At 33.9% G+C, this 20,807-nt stretch carries 14 protein-coding genes and 1 pseudogene; 12 read left to right on the forward strand and 3 right to left on the reverse strand.

Translation table 11 applies throughout. The features are described from left to right. Positions 1 to 783 precede the first annotated feature (783 nt). From purE to OPR37_RS05195, 7 genes are all read left to right on the forward strand, one after another. Positions 784 to 1,284, forward strand: coding sequence for a 5-(carboxyamino)imidazole ribonucleotide mutase (gene purE / locus OPR37_RS05165; protein WP_007302433.1), 501 nt, complete (start codon positions 784 to 786; stop codon positions 1,282 to 1,284). After that, positions 1,284 to 3,113, forward strand: a complete 1,830-nt coding sequence (gene mutL, locus OPR37_RS05170; protein WP_052264667.1) for a DNA mismatch repair endonuclease MutL — start codon at positions 1,284 to 1,286, stop codon at positions 3,111 to 3,113. The genes purE and mutL overlap by 1 nt, the downstream gene beginning before the upstream one ends. A 414-nt stretch (positions 3,114 to 3,527) precedes the next feature. Beyond that, complete coding sequence (hflK, locus tag OPR37_RS05175) at positions 3,528 to 4,553, forward strand: FtsH protease activity modulator HflK (RefSeq protein WP_007302431.1); 1,026 nt, start codon at positions 3,528 to 3,530, stop codon at positions 4,551 to 4,553. 2 nt (positions 4,554 to 4,555) lie between these two features. Beyond that, entirely contained in the window at positions 4,556 to 5,428 is an 873-nt protein-coding gene (gene hflC / locus OPR37_RS05180) for a protease modulator HflC (RefSeq protein ID WP_007302430.1), read from the forward strand. 3 nt (positions 5,429 to 5,431) lie between these two features. Beyond that, a complete protein-coding gene (locus tag OPR37_RS05185) occupies positions 5,432 to 6,895 on the forward strand; it encodes a DegQ family serine endoprotease (protein ID WP_264684857.1) in 1,464 nt (487 codons plus the stop codon). A gap of 372 nt (positions 6,896 to 7,267) precedes the next feature. Continuing rightward, positions 7,268 to 11,953, forward strand: a complete 4,686-nt coding sequence (locus OPR37_RS05190; RefSeq protein ID WP_265016843.1) for a collagen-like protein — start codon at positions 7,268 to 7,270, stop codon at positions 11,951 to 11,953. 4 nt (positions 11,954 to 11,957) lie between these two features. Further along, the gene (locus tag OPR37_RS05195) at positions 11,958 to 13,274 is read left to right on the forward strand and encodes a hypothetical protein (RefSeq protein ID WP_019078607.1); all 1,317 of its coding nucleotides are present in this window, start codon (positions 11,958 to 11,960) and stop codon (positions 13,272 to 13,274) included. 731 nt (positions 13,275 to 14,005) lie between these two features. Here OPR37_RS05195 and OPR37_RS05200 read toward each other — a convergent pair. After that, positions 14,006 to 15,095, reverse strand: a pseudogene (locus OPR37_RS05200) (alpha/beta hydrolase family protein). A 61-nt stretch (positions 15,096 to 15,156) separates the two neighbouring features. On the opposite strand from OPR37_RS05200, the gene terL reads away from it, so the two are divergent. Continuing rightward, on the forward strand, positions 15,157 to 16,554 hold the full coding sequence (gene terL / locus OPR37_RS05210; RefSeq protein ID WP_012481978.1) for a phage terminase large subunit: 1,398 nt from the start codon (positions 15,157 to 15,159) through the stop codon (positions 16,552 to 16,554). A 122-nt stretch (positions 16,555 to 16,676) separates the two neighbouring features. Further along, the gene (locus tag OPR37_RS05215; RefSeq protein WP_007302421.1) at positions 16,677 to 17,198 is read left to right on the forward strand and encodes a pyrimidine dimer DNA glycosylase/endonuclease V; all 522 of its coding nucleotides are present in this window, start codon (positions 16,677 to 16,679) and stop codon (positions 17,196 to 17,198) included. Positions 17,199 to 17,406: 208 nt separating this feature from the next. Here OPR37_RS05215 and trmB read toward each other — a convergent pair whose 3' ends face one another. After that, a complete protein-coding gene (gene trmB, locus OPR37_RS05220) occupies positions 17,407 to 18,051 on the reverse strand; it encodes a tRNA (guanosine(46)-N7)-methyltransferase TrmB (protein WP_007302420.1) in 645 nt (214 codons plus the stop codon). A gap of 103 nt (positions 18,052 to 18,154) precedes the next feature. Between trmB and OPR37_RS05225 the strand changes: the two genes are divergently transcribed. The 3 genes from OPR37_RS05225 to OPR37_RS05235 are packed head-to-tail and all read left to right on the forward strand — an operon-like array spanning position 18,155 to position 20,466. Further along, positions 18,155 to 19,807, forward strand: coding sequence for a 30S ribosomal protein S1 (locus OPR37_RS05225; protein WP_264684860.1), 1,653 nt, complete (start codon positions 18,155 to 18,157; stop codon positions 19,805 to 19,807). 19 nt (positions 19,808 to 19,826) lie between these two features. After that, on the forward strand, positions 19,827 to 20,105 hold the full coding sequence (locus OPR37_RS05230; protein WP_007302418.1) for an HU family DNA-binding protein: 279 nt from the start codon (positions 19,827 to 19,829) through the stop codon (positions 20,103 to 20,105). Positions 20,106 to 20,148: 43 nt separating this feature from the next. Continuing rightward, a complete protein-coding gene (locus tag OPR37_RS05235) occupies positions 20,149 to 20,466 on the forward strand; it encodes a cell division protein ZapA (RefSeq protein ID WP_007302417.1) in 318 nt (105 codons plus the stop codon). Here the strand turns inward: OPR37_RS05235 and OPR37_RS05240 are convergent. Beyond that, positions 20,444 to 20,710 carry a succinate dehydrogenase assembly factor 2 gene (locus OPR37_RS05240; protein WP_019236875.1) on the reverse strand — a complete coding sequence of 89 codons (267 nt, stop codon included), beginning with the start codon at positions 20,708 to 20,710 and terminating at the stop codon, positions 20,444 to 20,446. The genes OPR37_RS05235 and OPR37_RS05240 overlap by 23 nt on opposite strands. Positions 20,711 to 20,807: the final 97 nt, after the last annotated feature.

Genomic DNA, 20,807 nt, shown 5'->3' on the forward strand with positions numbered 1-20,807 from the left:
TAATAGTATATAACTTGTCAATAACTATCTGATACTCAAAATTTTAAATTGACTATAATTTTTATCAAAATACTAGTAATTTCAAACTATTATTTTGTAAAAAACTTACTATTAAAGAGAATAAGTTGAAATTGCAAAGTTTAAAATACAGAAATAATCATTTTACAAACTCGTTTTAGAGACTGTACATGATCTCAAGAAAGGAATAAACCGGAGATAGAGTATGTAAATTATGAAAACAGAGCAAGATGAGTAGGAGAAAAACTGAGTAGAGTTCTGTAGAAAGAAACAAAATCAAGAAGATTTAGGATATATTTTACATAGTGTTACAGGTCCTAAAAAGTGGCTTCAGTGAATCAACAATGTTTTCAAAATGGCAAGATTATTTTAATAAATGAAGTAAAAAACATAGCGGAAGTAAAGAAAGTGTTTTGAAATATATATAAAAAAGTAATTGCAAAGAAACAAATAAAAGGATGTAACTGTAGAAATCTTTGCCGTATTGTCAAAAGGTAAGTCTCTAATACTCTTATAGAAAAGTGTAGACAATTGTGATAAGCAAAATTCAATACTAGCTTACAAATCGTCTTCTTGCTTCCACCGCTTTGCTTCTAAAAAGATTATGAATAGACCCTTATATCCGAAATTTATACCTCTATATTTTAATATAGGGATTCATTTCAATTTTTAAAGTTTCTATTTAATAAGAATGCTATATCATATTCGTAATTTAATTTAAATATCTGTTGCTTCTGAAATACTATTTGGTTAGTAAATAAAATCATGTCTAATACAGAAAAAATGAAAAAGGATGTTGCTGTAATTATGGGAAGCGAGTCGGATTATGGCACTATGGTGCATGCTATTAACCTATTAAAAGAATTGGAAATTTCACATGATGTATTTATAATATCCGCACACAGAACACCAGAGAGACTCTTTAATTTTACTAAGTCTGCTCAAGAAAAAGGCTTTAAGGTTATTATAGCTGGTGCAGGAGGAGCGGCTCATTTACCTGGTATGACTGCATCGCTTACTTATTTACCTGTTATCGGTATTCCTGTGCATAGCAAGCAATTAAATGGGCTAGATAGTCTATTATCTATAGTGCAGATGCCAAAAGGTGTTCCAGTTGCAACAATGTCTATAGGAGAGAGTGGAGCATGCAATGCCGCTATTACTGCTGCATCTATATTGTCGATTTCTAATAGTGAAATTGCAGATAGATTAAAAAAATGGAGAGAGGGGCAAACTAAAGCAGTAAAAGAAAAACCAACATTATAATGGCAATAGTTCTTTTAGATACAAAAACCATAAATCGTATAGCAGCAGGAGAGGTAATAGAAAGGCCTGCAAGTGTGGTAAAGGAATTAGTGGAAAATGCAATAGATGCCAGAAGCTCAGAGATAGAAATTAAGATAGAAAGTGGTGGGCGTAACCTCATTACTGTAATCGATGATGGTAGCGGAGTAAAAAAGGATGATTTAGAACTTGCGTTTATGCGCCATGCTACTTCAAAATTGAGTGACAGTGAATTGATAGAGATCAAGCATCTTGGCTTTAGAGGAGAAGCTTTGCCTTCAATTGCAGCAGTAAGCAGAATAAAATTATCATCTAAGGCAAGCAAAGCAGATCAAGCATGGTCTATAAGGTATGAGGGGGGAGAAAAAATAGGAGAGCTTGTTCCTTATCCTTTATCGATAGGAACATATATTGAAGTACGAGATTTATTTTTTGCCACACCAAATAGACTAAAATTTCTCAAAACCGAAAGGGCAGAAACACAAAGCATTGTTGATATTGTAAACAACTTAGCAATGATCAATTATGGAATTGAGTTTACTCTTATCTCCGATAATAAGAAGCTTCTTAAGTATGCTAAGCAGAACTCATTATTTAGCAGGCTATGCGAAGTAGAAGAAGAATTTCATGAAAACTCTTTGCAAATTAGTGAAGAAGAAGATGGCATTAGACTTACAGGATACATCTGTAAACCTACTGTCAATCGTAGCAATTCAACTCAGATCTATACATTTGTTAATGGTAGACCAATTAAAGATAATCTACTTATTGGTGCAATTCGTTATGCGTATCACGACCTTATTCCAAGCAATAGATATCCTTTTGCAGCGCTGCACTTAGAGATACCGTATGATCAAGTTGATGTAAATGTGCATCCAAATAAATCAGAGGTAAGGTTTCAGAACAAGAGGCTAATATATGAAATAGTGAGAAGAGGGCTAATAAAAGTGCTATCAAAGAGAATAGATCTTGCAGAAACTGTATTGGCCCAGAATGGAACAACAACGAATCATCTATCATCAGATCCTTTTAGTAGGTCTAGTCTTAAAAATGAATTTTATGGAAGAAGGTCGGATCCTTTTGAAAACCAGTTAATGAGAGAGTTTACTTCTCCAAATATAGAGACAAAAAGCTTATCAGAACATTCAAAATCGTTTGATTATACTGGTATGCAAAAATCTCCTCCACGAGCAGAAACTACAATTTTGGAAAGGAAACAAACCGATCTAATAAGGGATTATCCACTTGGGTTTGCACACTGTCAAATCTACAATACTTATATTATTGCCGAGGTAAGAGACAAACTAATTATAGTAGATCAGCATGCAGCCCATGAAAGACTAGTATACGAGTGCTTAAAGGAGAAATCAAGTATAAAAAGACAAAAACTTCTTTTGCCTGAAATGGTTGAAATCAAAAGTCAAGCCGGTATGGAAATGATAGAAGTTTATAAGGATAAGCTTTTCGAAATGGGCTTTGATATCGAAATTAAATCAGAAAATGCGATCATAGTAAAAGAAATACCTGCAATCTTAGGGTCAATAGATGTGAAGAAAATGCTAATTGATATAGTGGATAGATTAATAGAAATAGAAGATACTCTACCTATAGAGGATAAAATAAATAAAATACTAGCTACAATTGCTTGTCATGGATCAATTAGAGCAGGTAGAAAGATGAAATTAGAGGAGATGAATGAGTTGTTGAGGCAAATAGAAAAAACACCATATTCTGGACAATGCAATCACGGAAGACCAACCTATATAGAAATGAAATTAAGCGATATTGAAAAGTTATTTGAGCGAAGGTAAGAAATTGTCACAAATGTGTATAGATTATACAACCCTAGTTTCGTCATCTCAAAACTCAGATACACAATTGTTCGAACATTGCAATTTGCAGGTAATTTGTATAGTAGATAATGTCATTCTATTACTTGACGATGATTTATTATGCAGCTACTTGATTAAAATTAAGTTTCCTAAATCCCAGGCATTGTCTTTTATGTTAATAATTAATATACAACTAAAGATGCTTATCAAAAACGACAATAAAGAATTCAAAAAAAGCCAGAAATTCTGTAGAATTGACCATATAATATAGAGAAAAAGGAAGTGTATGATCACATCCTTCACTCCGATCATTAATCTGCAAACAAAATAGTTTTGCATTTTTTGATAAGATTAAGTAATATCAGCGTATTAGTTATACAATTAATAATTTTTATGGATGAGCGTAATCCTTGGAATCTTGGAAAGAAACCGTCAGGTTCAAGTAATGAAGATATTTTAAGTAAAGCTGTGTCTGATATAAGATGCTTTTTTAATGGCTTAACCAGAAATAGAGGGAAAAAACCTTATTTCATCATTTTTATTGTTTTGTTGTTTTATCTTTGTACTGGTTTCTATATTGTCCATCCGAGTGAGGAAGGTATAGAACTTACTTTTGGCAAATATTCCAATACAGAAACATCTGGTTTGCGTTATCACTTTCCCTACCCTATTGGTAAGGTTTTTAAAGTGAATGTTAAAGAAGTAAATCGTGAAGAAATTGGGATAAGCAGCTCTTATGGGCGAGATACAGATCGTGGTGAAGGAGTGATGCTTACCGGAGATGAGAATATAGTCAACGTTAACTTTGAGGTCCAGTGGCGAGTTAGAGATGCCAAAGATTATTTATTCAAAGTGCGGGATTATAAACCTGGTTTCAGCGTTAAAAATGCTGCTGAAAGTGCTATGAGAGAAATAATAGGTAAAAATACGATCTCTTTTGCACTCGAAGGTCAAGGTAGGGCTGAAATCTCCAGAGATACTAGAATTTTATTGCAACAGATTCTTGATGGATATCAAATGGGTATAGAAATTTTATCTGTTCAAATGAAAAAAATTGACCCACCAGAAAAAGTGATTAGCTCATTTAGGGATGTACAAAGTGCTCGTGCAGATAAGGAGCGTACTATAAACGAAGCATATGCTTACAGTAATGATATTATACCTCGTGCAAAAGGTGAAGCAATAAAGATAAAATTAGATGCAGAAGCATATGAGAACGAAATAATAAATGAAGCGAAAGGTAATGCAAATCGCTTTTTATCTCTTTATGAAGAATATAGACAAAATCCTTCTCTTGTTAAGAATCGTATTTATCTTGAAACTATGGAAAATATTTTTAGCAAGGTAGATAAATTTGTTATAACAGACGATCTGAAAGGTATGTTCTCTTATTTACCTCTTACAAATCTAGGAAAATAGTCATGAGTAGTAATATTAAAATTGTTTTTGCTTTTGTATTTGTTGCATTATTGATTGCATTATCTAATTCAATCTTTGTTGTTCAAGAAACAAAACAAGCAATAGTTATACAACTCGGTAAAGTCGTAAAAGATGTTAGGGACAGTGGTTTATATTTTAAATTGCCATTTATAAATAACGTAGAATTTCTTGATAAGAGAATTTTAGATCTAAGTCCTGATAAAACTCCAAGGGAAGTGATAACTGCAGATCAAAAGCGTATTATAGTAGATGCTTATGCAAAATATAAAATAATAGATCCTATCACTTTTTATCAGACTGTGAAAAATGAATCAGGGCTAGTTAGAAGATTATATCCTGTCATAGAAGCTCACATAAGGGAGAATATAGGAAGATTTTCATTAATTAGTTTATTGAATGAAAAGAGATCAGAAGTTATGCAATTAATTCAACGTGGAGTTTATTCTGAAGCTGGAAAATTTGGCATAGAGATAATAGATGTAAGAATTAAGAGAGCAGATCTACCAGAAGAAAATAGTTCTGCAATATTCCGCCGCATGCAAACTGAAAGAGAAAAGGAAGCAAAAGAAATTAGAGCAGAAGGAGAACAAGCTGGACAAGAAATTAGATCAAAAGCTGATAAATTAAAAAGGGGAATTGTCTCTAGTGCAGTAAAAGAATCACATGAAATAAGAGGCCGTGGTTATGCTGAAGCAACTAGAATCTATAATGAGGCATTCAAGGTTGATGAAGAGTTTTTTAACTTTTATCGCTCTATGAAAGCTTACAGTAAATCATTTGCTGAGGGTAATACTAAATTTGTGCTTTCACCAAATAATAATTTCTTAGATATTTTGAACAAGGGATGGAAATAGTTTATGAAAAGTAAAGCATTTATTTTATCTATATTTGCATATTTTTTAATTTCATTTTCTTCATATGCTAATCTGTTTGCAAAAACAGTTGCAGATCCTGTATGTAGTTGTAATAAAGGGCTTGCTGATATAGTGGAAGAACTTATTCCTGCAGTTGTAAATATTTCAAGTGAACAAATAATTAAACAAGAAAATAACAATAGAACTAAAATCCCTTTTACGCCAAGAAATAATTTCTTTGATGACTTTAGAGAATTTTTCGAGCATTTTGATCAATTTTTCGATAGAGCTCCTAGCATTAATAGAGAAGTGACGTTACTTGGGTCTGGATTTATTATAGATAAAAGTGGAACCATAGTAACCAACTATCACGTTATTAAAAATGCCCAAGATATTACAGTTACTATGAACGATAATACTTATTTCAAAGCAGAAGTTTTAGGCTATGATGCAAAAACTGATCTTGCTGTGCTTAAGATTAATTCTGATAAAGATCTTCCTTTTGTTGAATTTGGTAATTCTGATAAAGCAAGAGTTGGTGATACAGTTATTGCAATAGGCAACCCTTTTGGTTTAGGTGGCTCTGTAAGTACAGGAATTGTGTCTGCAAGATCTAGAGACATTAGTATTGGTACTATGAATGAATTTATTCAAACTGATGCTGCAATTAATAGAGGTAACTCAGGGGGACCACTATTTCATCTAAATGGAAAAGTTATAGGCATTAATACTGCTATTTATTCCCCATCTGAATCTGGCGGTAACGTGGGTATAGGCTTTGCTATACCATCTAATCTAGCTATTTCAATTATTGACACATTAAAAAGTGGTAAAAAAATAAAACATGGTTGGCTTGGCGTGCAAGTTCAGCCTATAACAAAAGAATTTGCTGAATCCTTGAGTTTAAAAGATATCAAAGGTGCATTAGTTGCAAGCATAGTAAAGGGCAGTCCTGCAGAGAAAGGAGGAATCAAAGTAGGTGATATACTATTAGAGTTTGACGGCAAAAAAATTGATAGAATGACGCAATTACCTCATATGGTTTCACGAACTGAGCCCGGAAAGAAAGTACAGGTTAAGTTACTTAGAAAAGGTAAAGAAGTCAATATCAAGGTTGCAATCGAGGAATCTACAAATGATGATTCAGGTAATAATCAAGAAGAAAATAAATCAACATCTAGTTATATAAGTGGTTTAACCGTTTCAAATTTGCCAAAAGAACTAAAAAACAATGCACCCACAAAGGGTGTAGTAGTTACTAGTGTAGATAGTAGTAGTAATTCTACACTACGTGTTATTAAGAAAGGTGATATAATTATTCAACTAGATGGAATCGATATTGAAAATACTAATGATTTTCAAAAACAAATTGATTCAGCAGTAAAAAAAGACGGCAAAGATTCAGTAATGCTGCTTATTTACCGCAACGGCAATCAATTTTTCACCTCAATCAAATTGAAGAAGTAGCTATTTATCTAGCTGGTCATGAAAAAATTGCTTGACAAATTTAACTAGCTTCTTTATCCTGAGGGTAAGGGTGTTTCTGTAGATTAATAAAATTTGTCCCTATACTGAAAACCTTTCCAACGAGGTTATGGAAGAACTAGATTTCAGTATCAAGCACTGGAACGATATCATCCATAAGATGAAAGAGCTGGAGTGGTAAGAAGTTCGATAATACAAAGCATTTTTATGCTCAGTTGTAAAAAAACAACTTTCTTTCACAAGTTAATTTATAACTAAATTAGTGTAAAATATAATTATATTTACTGATCATCAGTATTAATCAATAATTAATACCCATAAATTAATTATATCTAATCGCAAAGGGAGGTGGAGATGCGTTTTAAACTAGAAAAGGAAGATATTCCACAAAAAGATTGTAATAATAGAACTGGTCGTAGGATACCTGCACAAATAAGATTAAATAACAAAACAACATTTAGCCTGCCTAGTGTATCTTACATTATCATCGACAACAATATTGGCCTGAGTTTTCAAATTTGGGATTTGAAGCATGACGTGGCAAGTATACTAAACAACTTATCTGAATGGCCACAATTAAAGCTAGAAAGGGTAGGAAATGATTACAAATTCGCTTTAGTTACTACCTCTGATCAACCTTATTATTATTACTATGATGGCAAAAATACTATCATAGCTACTATTGATCGTATACCTCATGGTTACACAAATGGTTTACATGTTAAGGCATATAATCGTGAAAGCTGTAGTACTTATTATGAACTGCTAGAAAATAGGAAGGTTTTAATAGATCCAAAAGACATAATTAGTAGCGAAAATGTCAGTCTTATTTTGGAAGATCTTAAAAGTTCACCTGATAAAAGACTCAAAATAAAAATAGGAGACTATTTGTTTAAAGAATCAAGAAATATATACAAATTATATAGGAGCGCTCAGGTATATGATTCAATTGGTAGAAAAGTTGGCATATTGAATGATATCAATTCAGCATTTACTCGTATAAGCAATACATTCGAGTTATTCCCTTTTCATGAAATGGAGAGCTTGAACGCACAAGATACCTATTTTGCAGTAAAAAAGTTAGGCAATAGTTATGTTGGTTGCATATCGTATGAAAATAGCACATGCAAAAATTTTTATAATTTTAACCCTAATTCTTTTGGGTATGAGCACGACAATAGACCAGGTCCATATCCTTATTATTATAACTTAGAAAATTTTGATAACTTTTTGGAGGTTGATGTGAATATTCAAGAACATATAAATTTAGAAACAGAAATTGAACTTTTAAAACGCAGAATAGACAGATTAGAACGTACTGGTGTACAAGGTCCTAAAGGTGAGCCAGGTGAAAGGGGACAAAAAGGTGATAGAGGCTTCGATGGAGCGCCTGGTCCTCAAGGTAACAAGGGGGATACTGGATCGTCAGGTGCGCATGGATCAAAAGGTGATCAAGGACCTAAAGGAGAAAAAGGGAATCAAGGCACTAATGGAATAACTCCAAGTATTAGTCAAGTTGTTACCGAATTTTCTTCTAACAGAGCCCATCTATATCCTTTAGCAGCAGCTATAATGGAAGAAGATCAGAGTAATTCCATGGGATTTTCAGAAAGAATAGCACATCTTTTTGGTGAGCGTGTAAAGCGAGAAGATTCTTTAAAAGCGTTAGTTAAAGGCGTACAAGGTCCTCCAGGCCAAAAGGGCGAACCAGGTCGTAACGGTCAACGGGGGTTAAAGGGCGAACAAGGTCCCAAAGGTAATAAGGGTGACCGAGGTTTTCCTGGTCCAGAAGGTTCTAAAGGAAATACTGGCTCAAAAGGTGAGAAGGGAGATGCCTCAAGTGCTATAGAAATTGCAACTGAATTAGTTACCAGTAAAAAAGCTGAGCTAGGAGAAGCAGTTCTTAACGCAAATGGTATCAAAGGTGAAAATCTTGCAACTCAGATTGCCGGTAAAATTAATCTTAATTCGCAGGAACTTGTGAATAAAATTGATGTAGCAAAACTTACTGAAGGAGTAGTAAGTAAACTTTCTTTAGAGGAAGCAAAAAACATTATAAAAGATACTGTGAGTAAGATAACAAGCGATGCCACAAAGAAAAATAATCCCGATCCTATAGCCTTCCAAAAATATGAAAAATTTGCAGAAAAGCTTGCTAAACTACTTGTTGATAGAAGCAGTATGAGCGAGATAGAAGCTCACAATCTTATAAAAGGTAAGGTGAGCGATTGGGCACTTGCTAAGTATCTTCTGCTTCATAGTGATTTAAATAATCAGCCAAAGGCTCTAGAAATCGTGAAGCAAGAAATAGACAAGGAAAAATTAGTTGAGTATTTGCTTGAGTATGCCAAATTAAAAGGCGATGTGAATGCAGCAAAAACAATAGTTGAAAATATTGTTCATCAGTTCTTTGACACTCAAAAAGTAGGTGAATTAGGAAGAGCAGTACTAGAAGCAAAAGATGATCAAGATAAAAAAGTGCTGGTAAATGATCCAGTCTTACGTGAAGGAATAGCAGAAGAATTGAGACAAAATCCAGGAAAGATAAAAGGTCCCAAAGGAGATACTGGTTCTAAAGGTGATAAAGGAGATACCGGAACAGATGGATTGCCAGGTGCACAAGGTCCTAAGGGAGAGCCAGGCATAAAAGGTGAGCCAGGCATAAAAGGTGAGCCAGGTATAAATGGAACAAAGGGAGATATTGGTCCTAAAGGATTAGACGGAGCCATGGGAATAAAAGGTGATATGGGTGAGAAAGGAAAGATAGGTTCTAAAGGTGACAAAGGAGATACTGGGTCTAAAGGTGATAAAGGTAGAGATGCAAGTCCTGAAGAAGTTGCACAAAAATTAATTAATAATGGCACTATTGCTAATCAGGTGCTTGAATATCGTGACCAAGGCGGAGATTTAGTATTAGAGAAGCAAGTTGCAGGAAGAATTATTAGTAATCAAGATATTCAAACAGGAATAGCCATTGCATTAGCTGATAACAGAATGGAAGAGCTAGCAGATGTGTTACTAAGTGATTCTAATCATACATTAGTAGAAAACCTTGCAAATAATACCGAGCTAACACAAAGCATTGCAGAAGAACTAAGGAAAAATCCAGGAGAAGTCCAAGGTCCAAAGGGAGAAAAAGGAGATATAGGTCCTAAAGGATTAGACGGAGCCATGGGAATAAAAGGTGATATGGGTGAGAAAGGAGAGATAGGTTCCAAAGGTGACAAAGGAAAACCAGGCACGAATGGGTTGCAAGGTCCAGAAGGTCCTAAGGGAGAGCCAGGTATGAGGGGCTTCAATGGTACACAAGGTCTTACAGGTAACAAGGGTGAGCCGGGTATAGAAGGATTAAAAGGAGATATAGGACCTCAAGGTATAAAAGGTGAGCCAGGTATAAATGGAACAAAGGGAGATATTGGTCCTAAAGGATTAGACGGAGCCATGGGAATAAAAGGTGATATGGGTGAGAAAGGAGAGATAGGTTCTAAAGGTGACAAAGGAAAACCAGGCACGAATGGGTTGCAAGGTCCAGAAGGTCCTAAGGGAGAGCCAGGTATGAGGGGCTTCAATGGTACACAAGGTCTTACAGGCAACAAGGGTGAGCCCGGTATAGAAGGATTAAAAGGAGATATAGGACCTCAAGGTATAAAAGGTGAGCCAGGTATAAATGGAACAAAGGGAGATATAGGTCCTAAAGGATTAGACGGAGCCATGGGAATAAAAGGTGATATGGGTGAGAAAGGAGAACCAGGTGCAAATGGATTGCAAGGTCCAGAAGGTCCTAAGGGAGAGCCAGGTCTGAGGGGCTTCAATGGTACGCAAGGTCTTACAGGTAACAAGGGTGAGCCGGGTATAGAAGGATTAAAAGGAGATATAGGACCTCAAGGTATAAAAGGTGAGCCAGGTATAAATGGAACAAAGGGAGATATAGGTCCTAAAGGATTAGACGGAGCCATGGGAATAAAAGGTGATATGGGTGAGAAAGGAGAGATAGGTTCTAAAGGTGACAAAGGAGAACCAGGTGCGAATGGGTTGCAAGGACCTAAGGGAGAGATAGGTTTGCAAGGACCTAAAGGTCAAGTTGGTAGATCTGGTCTTAAGGGTATGCCAGGTCCACAAGGTCCAAAAGGAGATACCGGAGCTCCAGGTGCGAATGGATTGCCAGGTTCCAAGGGAGAAGATGGAATAGGTGCTACATTAGCTGATCAGTTTTTACGTGAGATAAGAAAAGCAAAAAATGAAACTCTGGATGCTAAAAAAGCAGCAGAGGCAGCTAAAAATGCTTCAGAAGGTTTTGCCAAACAAGCTAAAGATACGGAAGATAAGGTTAAAATACTACACAATCAAACAGTGAATCTTACAGGAGAAGCTGAAGATTCTGCTGATCAAGCACTTCAATCCGCAGAAAATGCGGAAGCATTGCATAGTAGCGTAAGAGATATGTTTTGTACAACAAATCCTGCAGATCAAGTTTGTAGTGCACGCAGAAGAAGGAGGGAAACTAAAAAATCATCAGTGACAAGCGGAGCAAGCAGACCAACTTCATTTATATCTCAAGTAATAAATTTCTTTTACCCTGCGGTAGGACAGGACAAATATAAAGTAAAAAATGAAATAGAGGAGCTTAATCGAGTGACAAAAATAATAGATGCAGTAGATATTGTAAAAAAATTTGAAGAAGTATTAGGAGAAACAGCTGTGAAATGCGGCATTTCAAAGAAAAGTCTAAATTTTAATCCAGTAGAACTGCAGTCAACCATTATCAATAAGTCATTACTTAATGATGAAAATCATAATGAGTTGTTGAAGTTCTTGTGTGTAGCTGCGAAAAAATCATTACCTGATTACAAACAAACTAGTAAATGTTTGGCTACTTTCAAAGATCATATGGAAAAAAGATTAAATGAGCAGCAAAGAGCTTTCGTTAATACTGAAAAAATAGTGGCAGATAATGAGCAGCCAAGGAGTTTTATGAGTTATGTCTCTCCTCCTAGTAGCCTAAGTGCCATTAATCAGCAAGTTGTTGGTTATTTAAGGTAATATCATGGAAAAACATATATTTAAAATAGAGGATAAAAATCCGCTCTATAAAAAATTGATTAAACTTCCTGCTGAATATTATATATTAAACAAAAATAGTAAGGTTATCAATTCACATATTGGTACAATTAAAGTAGAGGATATTAATGGTTTGAAGTTAAAGAAGCAGGGAGATAAAATATCTTTATATGAAGGAAACTTACCCCTGCAGGCAGAAAGATCTGATGAAAGTGGAAACTCTATTAAAGAGGATCTTATTGTAGAACAAGAAGCTATAATAAGTACAAATAGAAACAATATTATAGAAAAGCTTGAATCAAAACCTATCTTGATTTCGCTTTACAACATAAAAGATAGTCCTAACTTTGGCCTCAAATTGTCTGGTAGAGATATAACTGGAGTACTCAATTTTATCAATTTTAACGATGAAAATGACCCAGTACTACAAAAAATTCAAGAAGAAAAAGGTGGACTTTATTTTACAATAGAAGGTGATTATATCTATATATCAGATGAAGAAGGAAAATGTCTTCCAGTATGTGAAGATGGTAGTTGCTATAAGTATCAATACACAAAAAATGAGCATGATATATTAGAAATTAGTGAGATATCAACAATAATAAAAAACTTAACTAAAACTGAGCAATGCAGTGCACCAGCTAAGGCAGGGCAGAATTTTACTTTGCAAAAGGGAAAAGAATTATCGGATAATATCTATCAAGCAGATATCATGTTAAACGGTAAGCTTGTAGCTACTTTACCAAAAATAGGTTACTGCATGCTTGATGACCAATTGGTCATACATAATCACGTTACAGAAGAAGAGATAAAAATTCCTAGAAACTTTCATTATCTTAAAGTCGTTAAGTCTAGTAATAATGATGATTATAAATTAACATTTTGTAATTTCTTAGGTAATGAGTTTTTTGAACATAAAAAGTATGATTCTCAATACTCAAATGTTCCAGATGAATACCAGTATACAAGTTTAAACTATATGAAAAAGGGATATAAGCCAAATTTCTGCAAGTTACTTAACGATAAACCATCTTTTTTTATTGCAAAAGGAACTACTAATCAAGATTCTTCAGGCCACTGCCCAGCTGATGTATTTGAATTAGCAAAACGTGAGAAAATGGCTACATTAATTGATCAATTTGGCTTTTTCAATAAAGAGGGTAAGTTTCAATATTGTGATTACCATACAAAAGCAGATTACGATGTTTATGATTCTTATAAAATTAATAAAGAGTACAAAACAACAGATGAATTTCTCTTCAATGATGACATAGTTCTTTATACTATTCCAGAGCTATCTTAACCACGCACAAAGTATATTATAATTGTTTCAATAATTGTTTTTAAAATTGAATCGAGTAGACTTTCAAGCAGTGTAAAAATGTATTTTTTTAGTTTAGATTCGCTACCATTTTGCCGCTCGTTAGTAACGCAGTGGTTTTGTAATAGAACACAAGCTGCAAAAACTTAAGGAAAAAATGGGTCAGTGCTTGACACTGGCATCTAGTTCTTTCTATCAAAAATGCTGTAAAGTGTTCACCAATTTAGTTGGATACCAGTACTGGTATGATATTATGAAGACCTAGCAGTTTATGACGGTGTCATTCCAGCGCGTGGCGCTGGAATCTAGTTCTTATTACCTGAGTCTTCTGGGTCCCAGTACTCGTATGACAAGAAAAGGGAGTATTGGTTTCAGCATTAGCCATGCATCTGGATCCCAGTATCAAGTACTGGGATGATAAGAGAAAGAGGACACTGGGATGAAATTATGAAGGCCGGGATAAACACTATGAGGACTGGAATGACATTATGAAGGCCTAGCAGTTTATGACGGTGTCATTCCAGTGTGGAATCCAGCTTTTTTGTAACTTCATTGAAAATATCGTATAGCTATTTGTTCACAATTAATTCTTCTGGATCCCAGTACTCGGATGACAAGAAAAGAAACACTGGTTTCAATATTTGCATGCATCTGAACAGATACAGATGGCTAAAATGTTGAAAAAAGCATATGCGTCAAAAGTTTAAAGCTCGCTACCCTAGACTTCTTTGACTTGTTAAGAAAGGTCTTTTTTCCCCAGATTCTATTGTCACATGCTGAAATGACATCTCTTGCTTCTTCATGTAATTATGCAAAAAGTCCTTTGAATTTTTACAGCTTGAAAAATCTTTATAAAATTTACTTTCTTTAAATGCTTTAACTTTCTCTTCATTATTTAGTGAGCCATGTTTAGAAAAATATTCATCTGTCGCTTGAATATATAAATTAATCAGCTCAGGAAAAGTGTAATCAGTTTTGTTGGAAGATTTTAAGCACGTAATTGGCAATTTATGTATATCTTTCTCAGCTTTTTTAGGATCAATATATTCATCATTTTTTCTTAATATTGTATACTGCTTGAAAAATTCTTCATATTCCTCAAAATCTTCAAATACTTCTTTTTTTTGGTAATCTTTTCTTCTACCGCTTTGATCTATTTTTTCTATTTCTGTTGCAAGTTGCGCTGGCTGTTTTATCGTTTTATCTCCCTCTCGATTAAAGTACATTGTATAAGGAGTAATTGAATTTACGATTTTATATGTCTTCCAGTGGCAGCCAAAAATCTTTAGTACCAATTTGATTATCGGAGCAAGAAAAATTTTTAATTTTGCTATGAATCCAAAATAATAAAGAGAAGCTTGTTTAAGTGAACTTGCAGCATTGCTAACGATGCATCTTAAATGTATATCCTTATACTTAAAATTTTTATGAACCTCTGCAGCCACATGTCCACCTAGGCAGTCTCCAAACAATATGATATCATCTGGCTTTATACCTTTTTCCAATAAGTTAGTTACAACTGCTATACCAGATTTAACTCTATTGCTACGTATCAATGAACTGTTTTTACTTAAACCAAGTCCAGGATAATTAAAAAGATGTACATTGCTCTGTGGCCCAATTCCAATTTTGGGAATAATCTTTACCAGGGCTTAACGCTCTATTTCCACCAATAAAGTATATCAGATGTTTTTCACCTCGATTATTGTTTTGATTTTTACCAAGAAGCGTAATTGTCTCTATTTTTATCCCGTTTTGAGTTTTTATAAATTCTCTCTCAGTTTGCTCTCTTGTTTCTTTCATATTTTAACTCTCACTATAATTATACAAAAAAATCTTAAAAAATCAACAAAATCTCAATTTTATGAACAATATAAACTTTTTAAAATTCATTGAATTATGCTTTCAAACGGTAGTACCGGGGTGTGAGTATAATGATTATCAATATATAAAAGTCATAGCGGATAGGCTTGAAGCGGCAAGTTCAGGTGAAGTGAAAAGAATAATATTCAATATGCCTCCGCGTTCAATGAAGTCTATTTGTGTAAGTGTTGCATGGCCCGCATGGATACTCGGAAATCAGCCAACTGCAAGAATAATAGTTGCAAGTTATTCTCGGCTCCTCAGCGAAAAGCACTCACTCGATACCAGGTGCATAATGCAATCTGATTGGTATAGAGAGCTATTTCCGAAAGTAGAATTATGCAAAGATCAAAACACTAAATATAAATTTCAAACAGTGCAAAGAGGATGTAGGATTGCAACATCAGTTGGGGGAACATTAACCGGTGAAGGTGGAGATTTCATTATCGTGGATGATCCACTAAGTCCCGCACAAGCTTTGAGCGAAACATTTAGAAAGCGTGCTGCAAACTGGTTTGATCAGGCTTTAGTAACCAGGCTCAACGACAGAAAAAAAGGAGTTATCGTTCTTGTGATGCACAGACTCCATTTAGAAGATTTAACTGGTCACCTCCTCTGTAAACCAAGAAACATATGGCATCATGTCTGTTTACCAATAATAGCTGAAGATAAGGAGATTATTTATTCAGTTAATAATCATATTCCAGAGCATGAACAGGAAATATACTCAAGAAAAGAAGGTCAATTGTTGTATTCCCTAACTGAAGGAAAAGAAGAAATTGAGATGATAAAAGCTGAACTTGGGAGTTATGGTTTTGCTGCTCAATACCAACAAAACCCTCTACCACTTTCAAGTGCTATAATTAAACGAGAGTGGTTGAAGCGCTATAAAAATTTTCCTGATAGCCTCTTGCATGTAACACAAAGTTGGGATACTGCAATTTCAACAAACAATACAAGTGACTTTAGTGTCTGCACTACCTGGACAAAAGTAGATAATACATTCTATTTACTCGATGTATATCGCGCAAAACTTGAATATCCAAAACTTAAAGAGAAAGTTCTGTCGCTGGCTGCAAGGTGGAAGCCACACGCAATTTTAATCGAAGCAAAAGCAAGCGGTCAGCAATTGGTTCAGGAGCTCAGGAAAAACAGTGATTTACCTATTATTCAAATAGTACCACATGATGACAAATTAACTCGATTTCACCGAATTGTCCCAATTATAGAATCTGAGCGGGTTTTTCTCCCTAACCAAGCAGTATGGCTTAGCGACTTTGAGTATGAGATTTTAATGTTTCCAGAAATCCGTCACGACGATCAAGTAGACAGTACCGTGCAATATCTTCAGTGGGTGAGAAATAATATTGCTAGAGTGGTAGCGATACGTTCATTGTAGCTTGAAAAGGTTCCTCGGAATTGTGTATAATTTTTTTAACTGAGTTTTATCCATTTTCTGAATGATATTTTAGGGTTTATTGAAATAAATACTACGCAAAAATTCTATCTCTGGGTGCTTAGATGAATATCTTTATATTAGACGAAAATCCTGTAACTGCAGCACAAATGTTATGCGATAAGCACATAGTAAAAATGCCGCTAGAAACTGCTCAATTGCTTAGCAGTGTTTTTTCAATAGCATTAAAAGAGCCAAATCCTTTAGTCAGCATTACAAACCAGAATATAGAAGTTCCATATAAACTTACTCACAAAAACCATCCTTGTTCTTTATGGGCTAGACAATCAAAAGGAAACTTTGATTGGTTAATAAAACATGGAAAAGAATTGTGTATAGAATATAGCTTGCGATACAAAAGAACGCATAAATCCGAAGAAGTTATAGATTGGTGCGATAATAACAAGGATTTGCTAATATTTCGATCAGCTGATATACAAGCTTTTACACAAGCGTTACCTGATCGATATAAATGTAATAACCCAATAGAAGCATATAGAGAATATTACCTAAAAGAAAAGATGAGATTTGCTAAGTGGGAAAAAGGTAGAGAAGCACCAGATTGGTTGCTAGACAAAATGCTATAGGTTATAAAATTATCCAAACCGATCATAAAAAAGGTAGAATTGAAGTTGCAAAAGCAATGCTGGCTGATAATGTTGATGTTTATCAAGTTTATTGATCTTTCTATTTGTGAGATTAAAGAATTCAGTAAACTGTTATTCCCAGTATATGGTAGGCTACTTGCACTATAGAGTGTCATGTACACATCTGTACTAACAAGCAGAGGTAAATCTAAGTCAGTTTAGATATAACATTTACTTTAAAAAACTTTATTTTACGCTGATATTCTAGCGCTTTTCTGTGGTATTTTGTTGGGGTATAATTTGCAAAACTATCTTCCTTATAGGTTAAAAAATTACACTGCTTTATATGTAACTCTATCCACTCTGCATAATCCTGATGATCAGTTGCAATAAATATTTCACCTGTGACAAGTATTTTTTTTGCTAATAAATTTAAAAATTCCGTATTAATTAACCGTCTTTTGTTGTGACTTCTTTTTGGCCATGGATCTGGAAAGAGAATAAAGAATTTTTCAACACTGTTGTCAGGAAAATTGGCAATTAATTCTCTTGCATCTTCTGTCCATATTAAAATATTTTTTATGCTGTGTGCTTCTATGCTTTTTAGCAAGGAAGAGACCCCCTTTAAATAAGGCTCACATCCTATAAATAATAGATCAGATTCATTGAATGCCTGATGGAGCATATTTTCACCATTACCGAAACCTATTTCTACTCGTATTCTTTTTTGTAAGTCTACGATCTTTTTTATAGATTCCTTGCTGTTTTTAATAGAATACTTCTCCAAAACATTCAACTTCAACCTAGATCTTCTGGAAAATGACCTAATCCAATTATTATTCCTAGATAACATATCTTACATAACTTAATCTTTTATAGCTTAAACAATTCTCGAAATGAATTAATGAGAATTTACTTGTCACTAATTATTAATATTATATAATATATGAGTTCTAATGAAGTTAAAATTAAAAGGTATGGAAAGTACAGTTGCTATCAAGAGGCTATCATCAAATAGGTTCATAGAAGAGATATTTCAAGATCAATTTGATAATCAAGACAATGACTTTTGTGAAGATTCTTTTGCTAACAAAATCAAAGAAGGAGATGTGGTAGAAGGTATAATCACAAGAAGAAATTCTAATGATATTGTGGTTGATGTTGGTTTAAAGTCAGACGGAAGAATTCTGATTAAGGAGCTCAGTTGTAATGATGATATCACTGTTGGCGCGAAAATTAGAGTTTATGTTGAAAGAATTGAAGATTACCATGGTAATGTTGTTCTTAGTCGTGAGAAAGCAATCAGAGACGAAAAATGGAATAAATTGGAAGAAAGCGCAATTACAAAAGATGAAGTAACAGGAATCATTAAACGCTCAATTAAATGCGGTTTTATTGTTGATCTTGGTGATGGAATAAGTGCGTTTTTACCTCTGAGTCATGTGGATTTGAAGCAAATAAAAGATGCTAATCACCTTATTGAAACTGAACAAAAATTCATCGTTCTTAAAATGGATAAGAAGCAGGGGAATATTGTAGTATCAAGAAAGCTGGTATTAGAGAAGTTGCATGCTGGTGAAAAAATTAAGTTTTTAGAATCTTTAAATGAAGGTGATGTAGTAGAAGGCAAAATAAAAAGCATCACTCACTACGGTGCATTTGTTGGCATTCATGAATCAGATACAGTGGGAGTTATAGATGGACTGCTACATATTACAGATATCTCTTGGAGTAATGTAAGTCATCCATCTGCAATTTTTTCTTGTGGTCAGCATATAAAAACTAAAATTATAAAAATAGATAGAGAAAATGGAAAAATCTCCCTGGGTGTAAAACAATTAGGAGACAATCCTTGGCAAGATCTAGAGTCAAAATGCCCAATTAACAGCGTACACAAAGGATGCGTAACGGGTATAAAAGATTGTGGATTCATTGTTGAGATTAAACCTGGGATTGCGGGTTTGGTACACTCATCAGAAATAACTTGGAGCAAGAGTAATTTACCAATTAGTAGTTTTGTAACAATAGGACAAGAAGTGGATGTAAAAATTCTCGGTATTGACATTATTAAAAATAAGATGAGTTTAAGCACAAAAAGGTGCGTAGAGAATCCTTGGCAAGTATTTATTGATAAATATCCTCTTGGTTCTATTGTTTCTGGTAAAGTTAAAAGCAACAATGGTTCACAAATATCTGTGACTTTTGATAATTCTGAGATATCTGAGGACGTAGAAGGAACAATTTATATGCAAAATCTAAGTTGGTCGAAAAACAATTCAGATGAGATAAAAAAGTATAATGTAGGTGATGAAATAGAAGCAAAAGTGATAAGGGCTAACGTAGATCGGACAAGAATTTATCTTGGAGTAAAACAAATAGAGTATGATCCTCTTGAAGAACTGATAGAGAAAGTTAAAGTAGGGGATAAAATTCAGGTTACTGTAAGTAAGAGAGAGGAAAATGGTCTAATCGTTGAAATTGAGAACAATGTAACCCTTTTAGTAGATCAAGAGCATTTACCAGAAAATAAAAAGTTTTCTATATCAGAAAAAATACAAGTTGAAGTAGTAGGTGTTGAAAAATATAATATAATATTATCTGCCAAATAACTTCTTGTGCTTCATATAAATGGCAACGAAATCTGATATAATAGCAAAAGTGGCAAAAAAAAACCTTTTGTTAGATAAGGTTATTATAGCAGCCATAGTTGATAGTTTTTTTCGAGTGTTTTCAAACACGTTAAAATATCATAATAGAGTTGAAATCAGGGGGTTTGGTTCTTTTTCAATTAGAAGCTATAACTTGAAAGAAGCAAGTAATTTGACGTCACAGAAGGTTGCAAAACATCAATACTTTAAAACTTATTTTCGTAGCAGTAAAAAGTTATCCCTCTTGATAAATGAATGAAAATCTATATTGTAAATTTGAAAGTTGTACAATATAGCATCATATGCAAGTAGTAGAAATAGTTATACATAATAACACATATAAAATATCTTGCGAAAGTAAAAAGAAGGACCATTTATTACAACTTGCTAATAGCTTCAACAAGCTAGTTAGCTCCATATCTCAAAGAACTGGAGGTAAGGGCTCAGATGCATTAAATTTCTTACTTGCAGCATTGACTCTCGAAGACAAAATTTTAGAATTAACAAAGCGATTAGACGAAATAAATCAAGAATGCAAAAAGTATAAGGAGGAAAAAAGAGTAGAATATGCTGAAGTATTAGATAGGGTAAACAAGATTATTGGGTGCATAAGTGATTAAAGGAAGCAATCAAATCGACTACCTCACTACTCAAATCAGGGGGGAGAAGTCTCTTACGAGTTATGTAACAATATAATTCGCAATCATCAAGATCAACTATTTTTTCGTATTCAATTAGTTCACTTAAGGAAAATTTATCAAGATATTTCAATGCAAAATGCCCTAAAAGTATATCAGTTTCTTTACAACCCCTATGCCAACTCCTATACATCAGTTTTCTTCTTAATAAGGAGATATCTATCATTGTCATTAAACTTTTTTTTAATTTAAAGACTAAACTAAATACTTGTCAAGCAAGGCGCATTTTAATATACTCAACGTTTGATTAAGATTTAAAACAT

Source organism: Wolbachia endosymbiont (group B) of Lycaena phlaeas (assembly GCF_947251875.1).
Classification (GTDB): Bacteria; Pseudomonadota; Alphaproteobacteria; order Rickettsiales; family Anaplasmataceae; genus Wolbachia.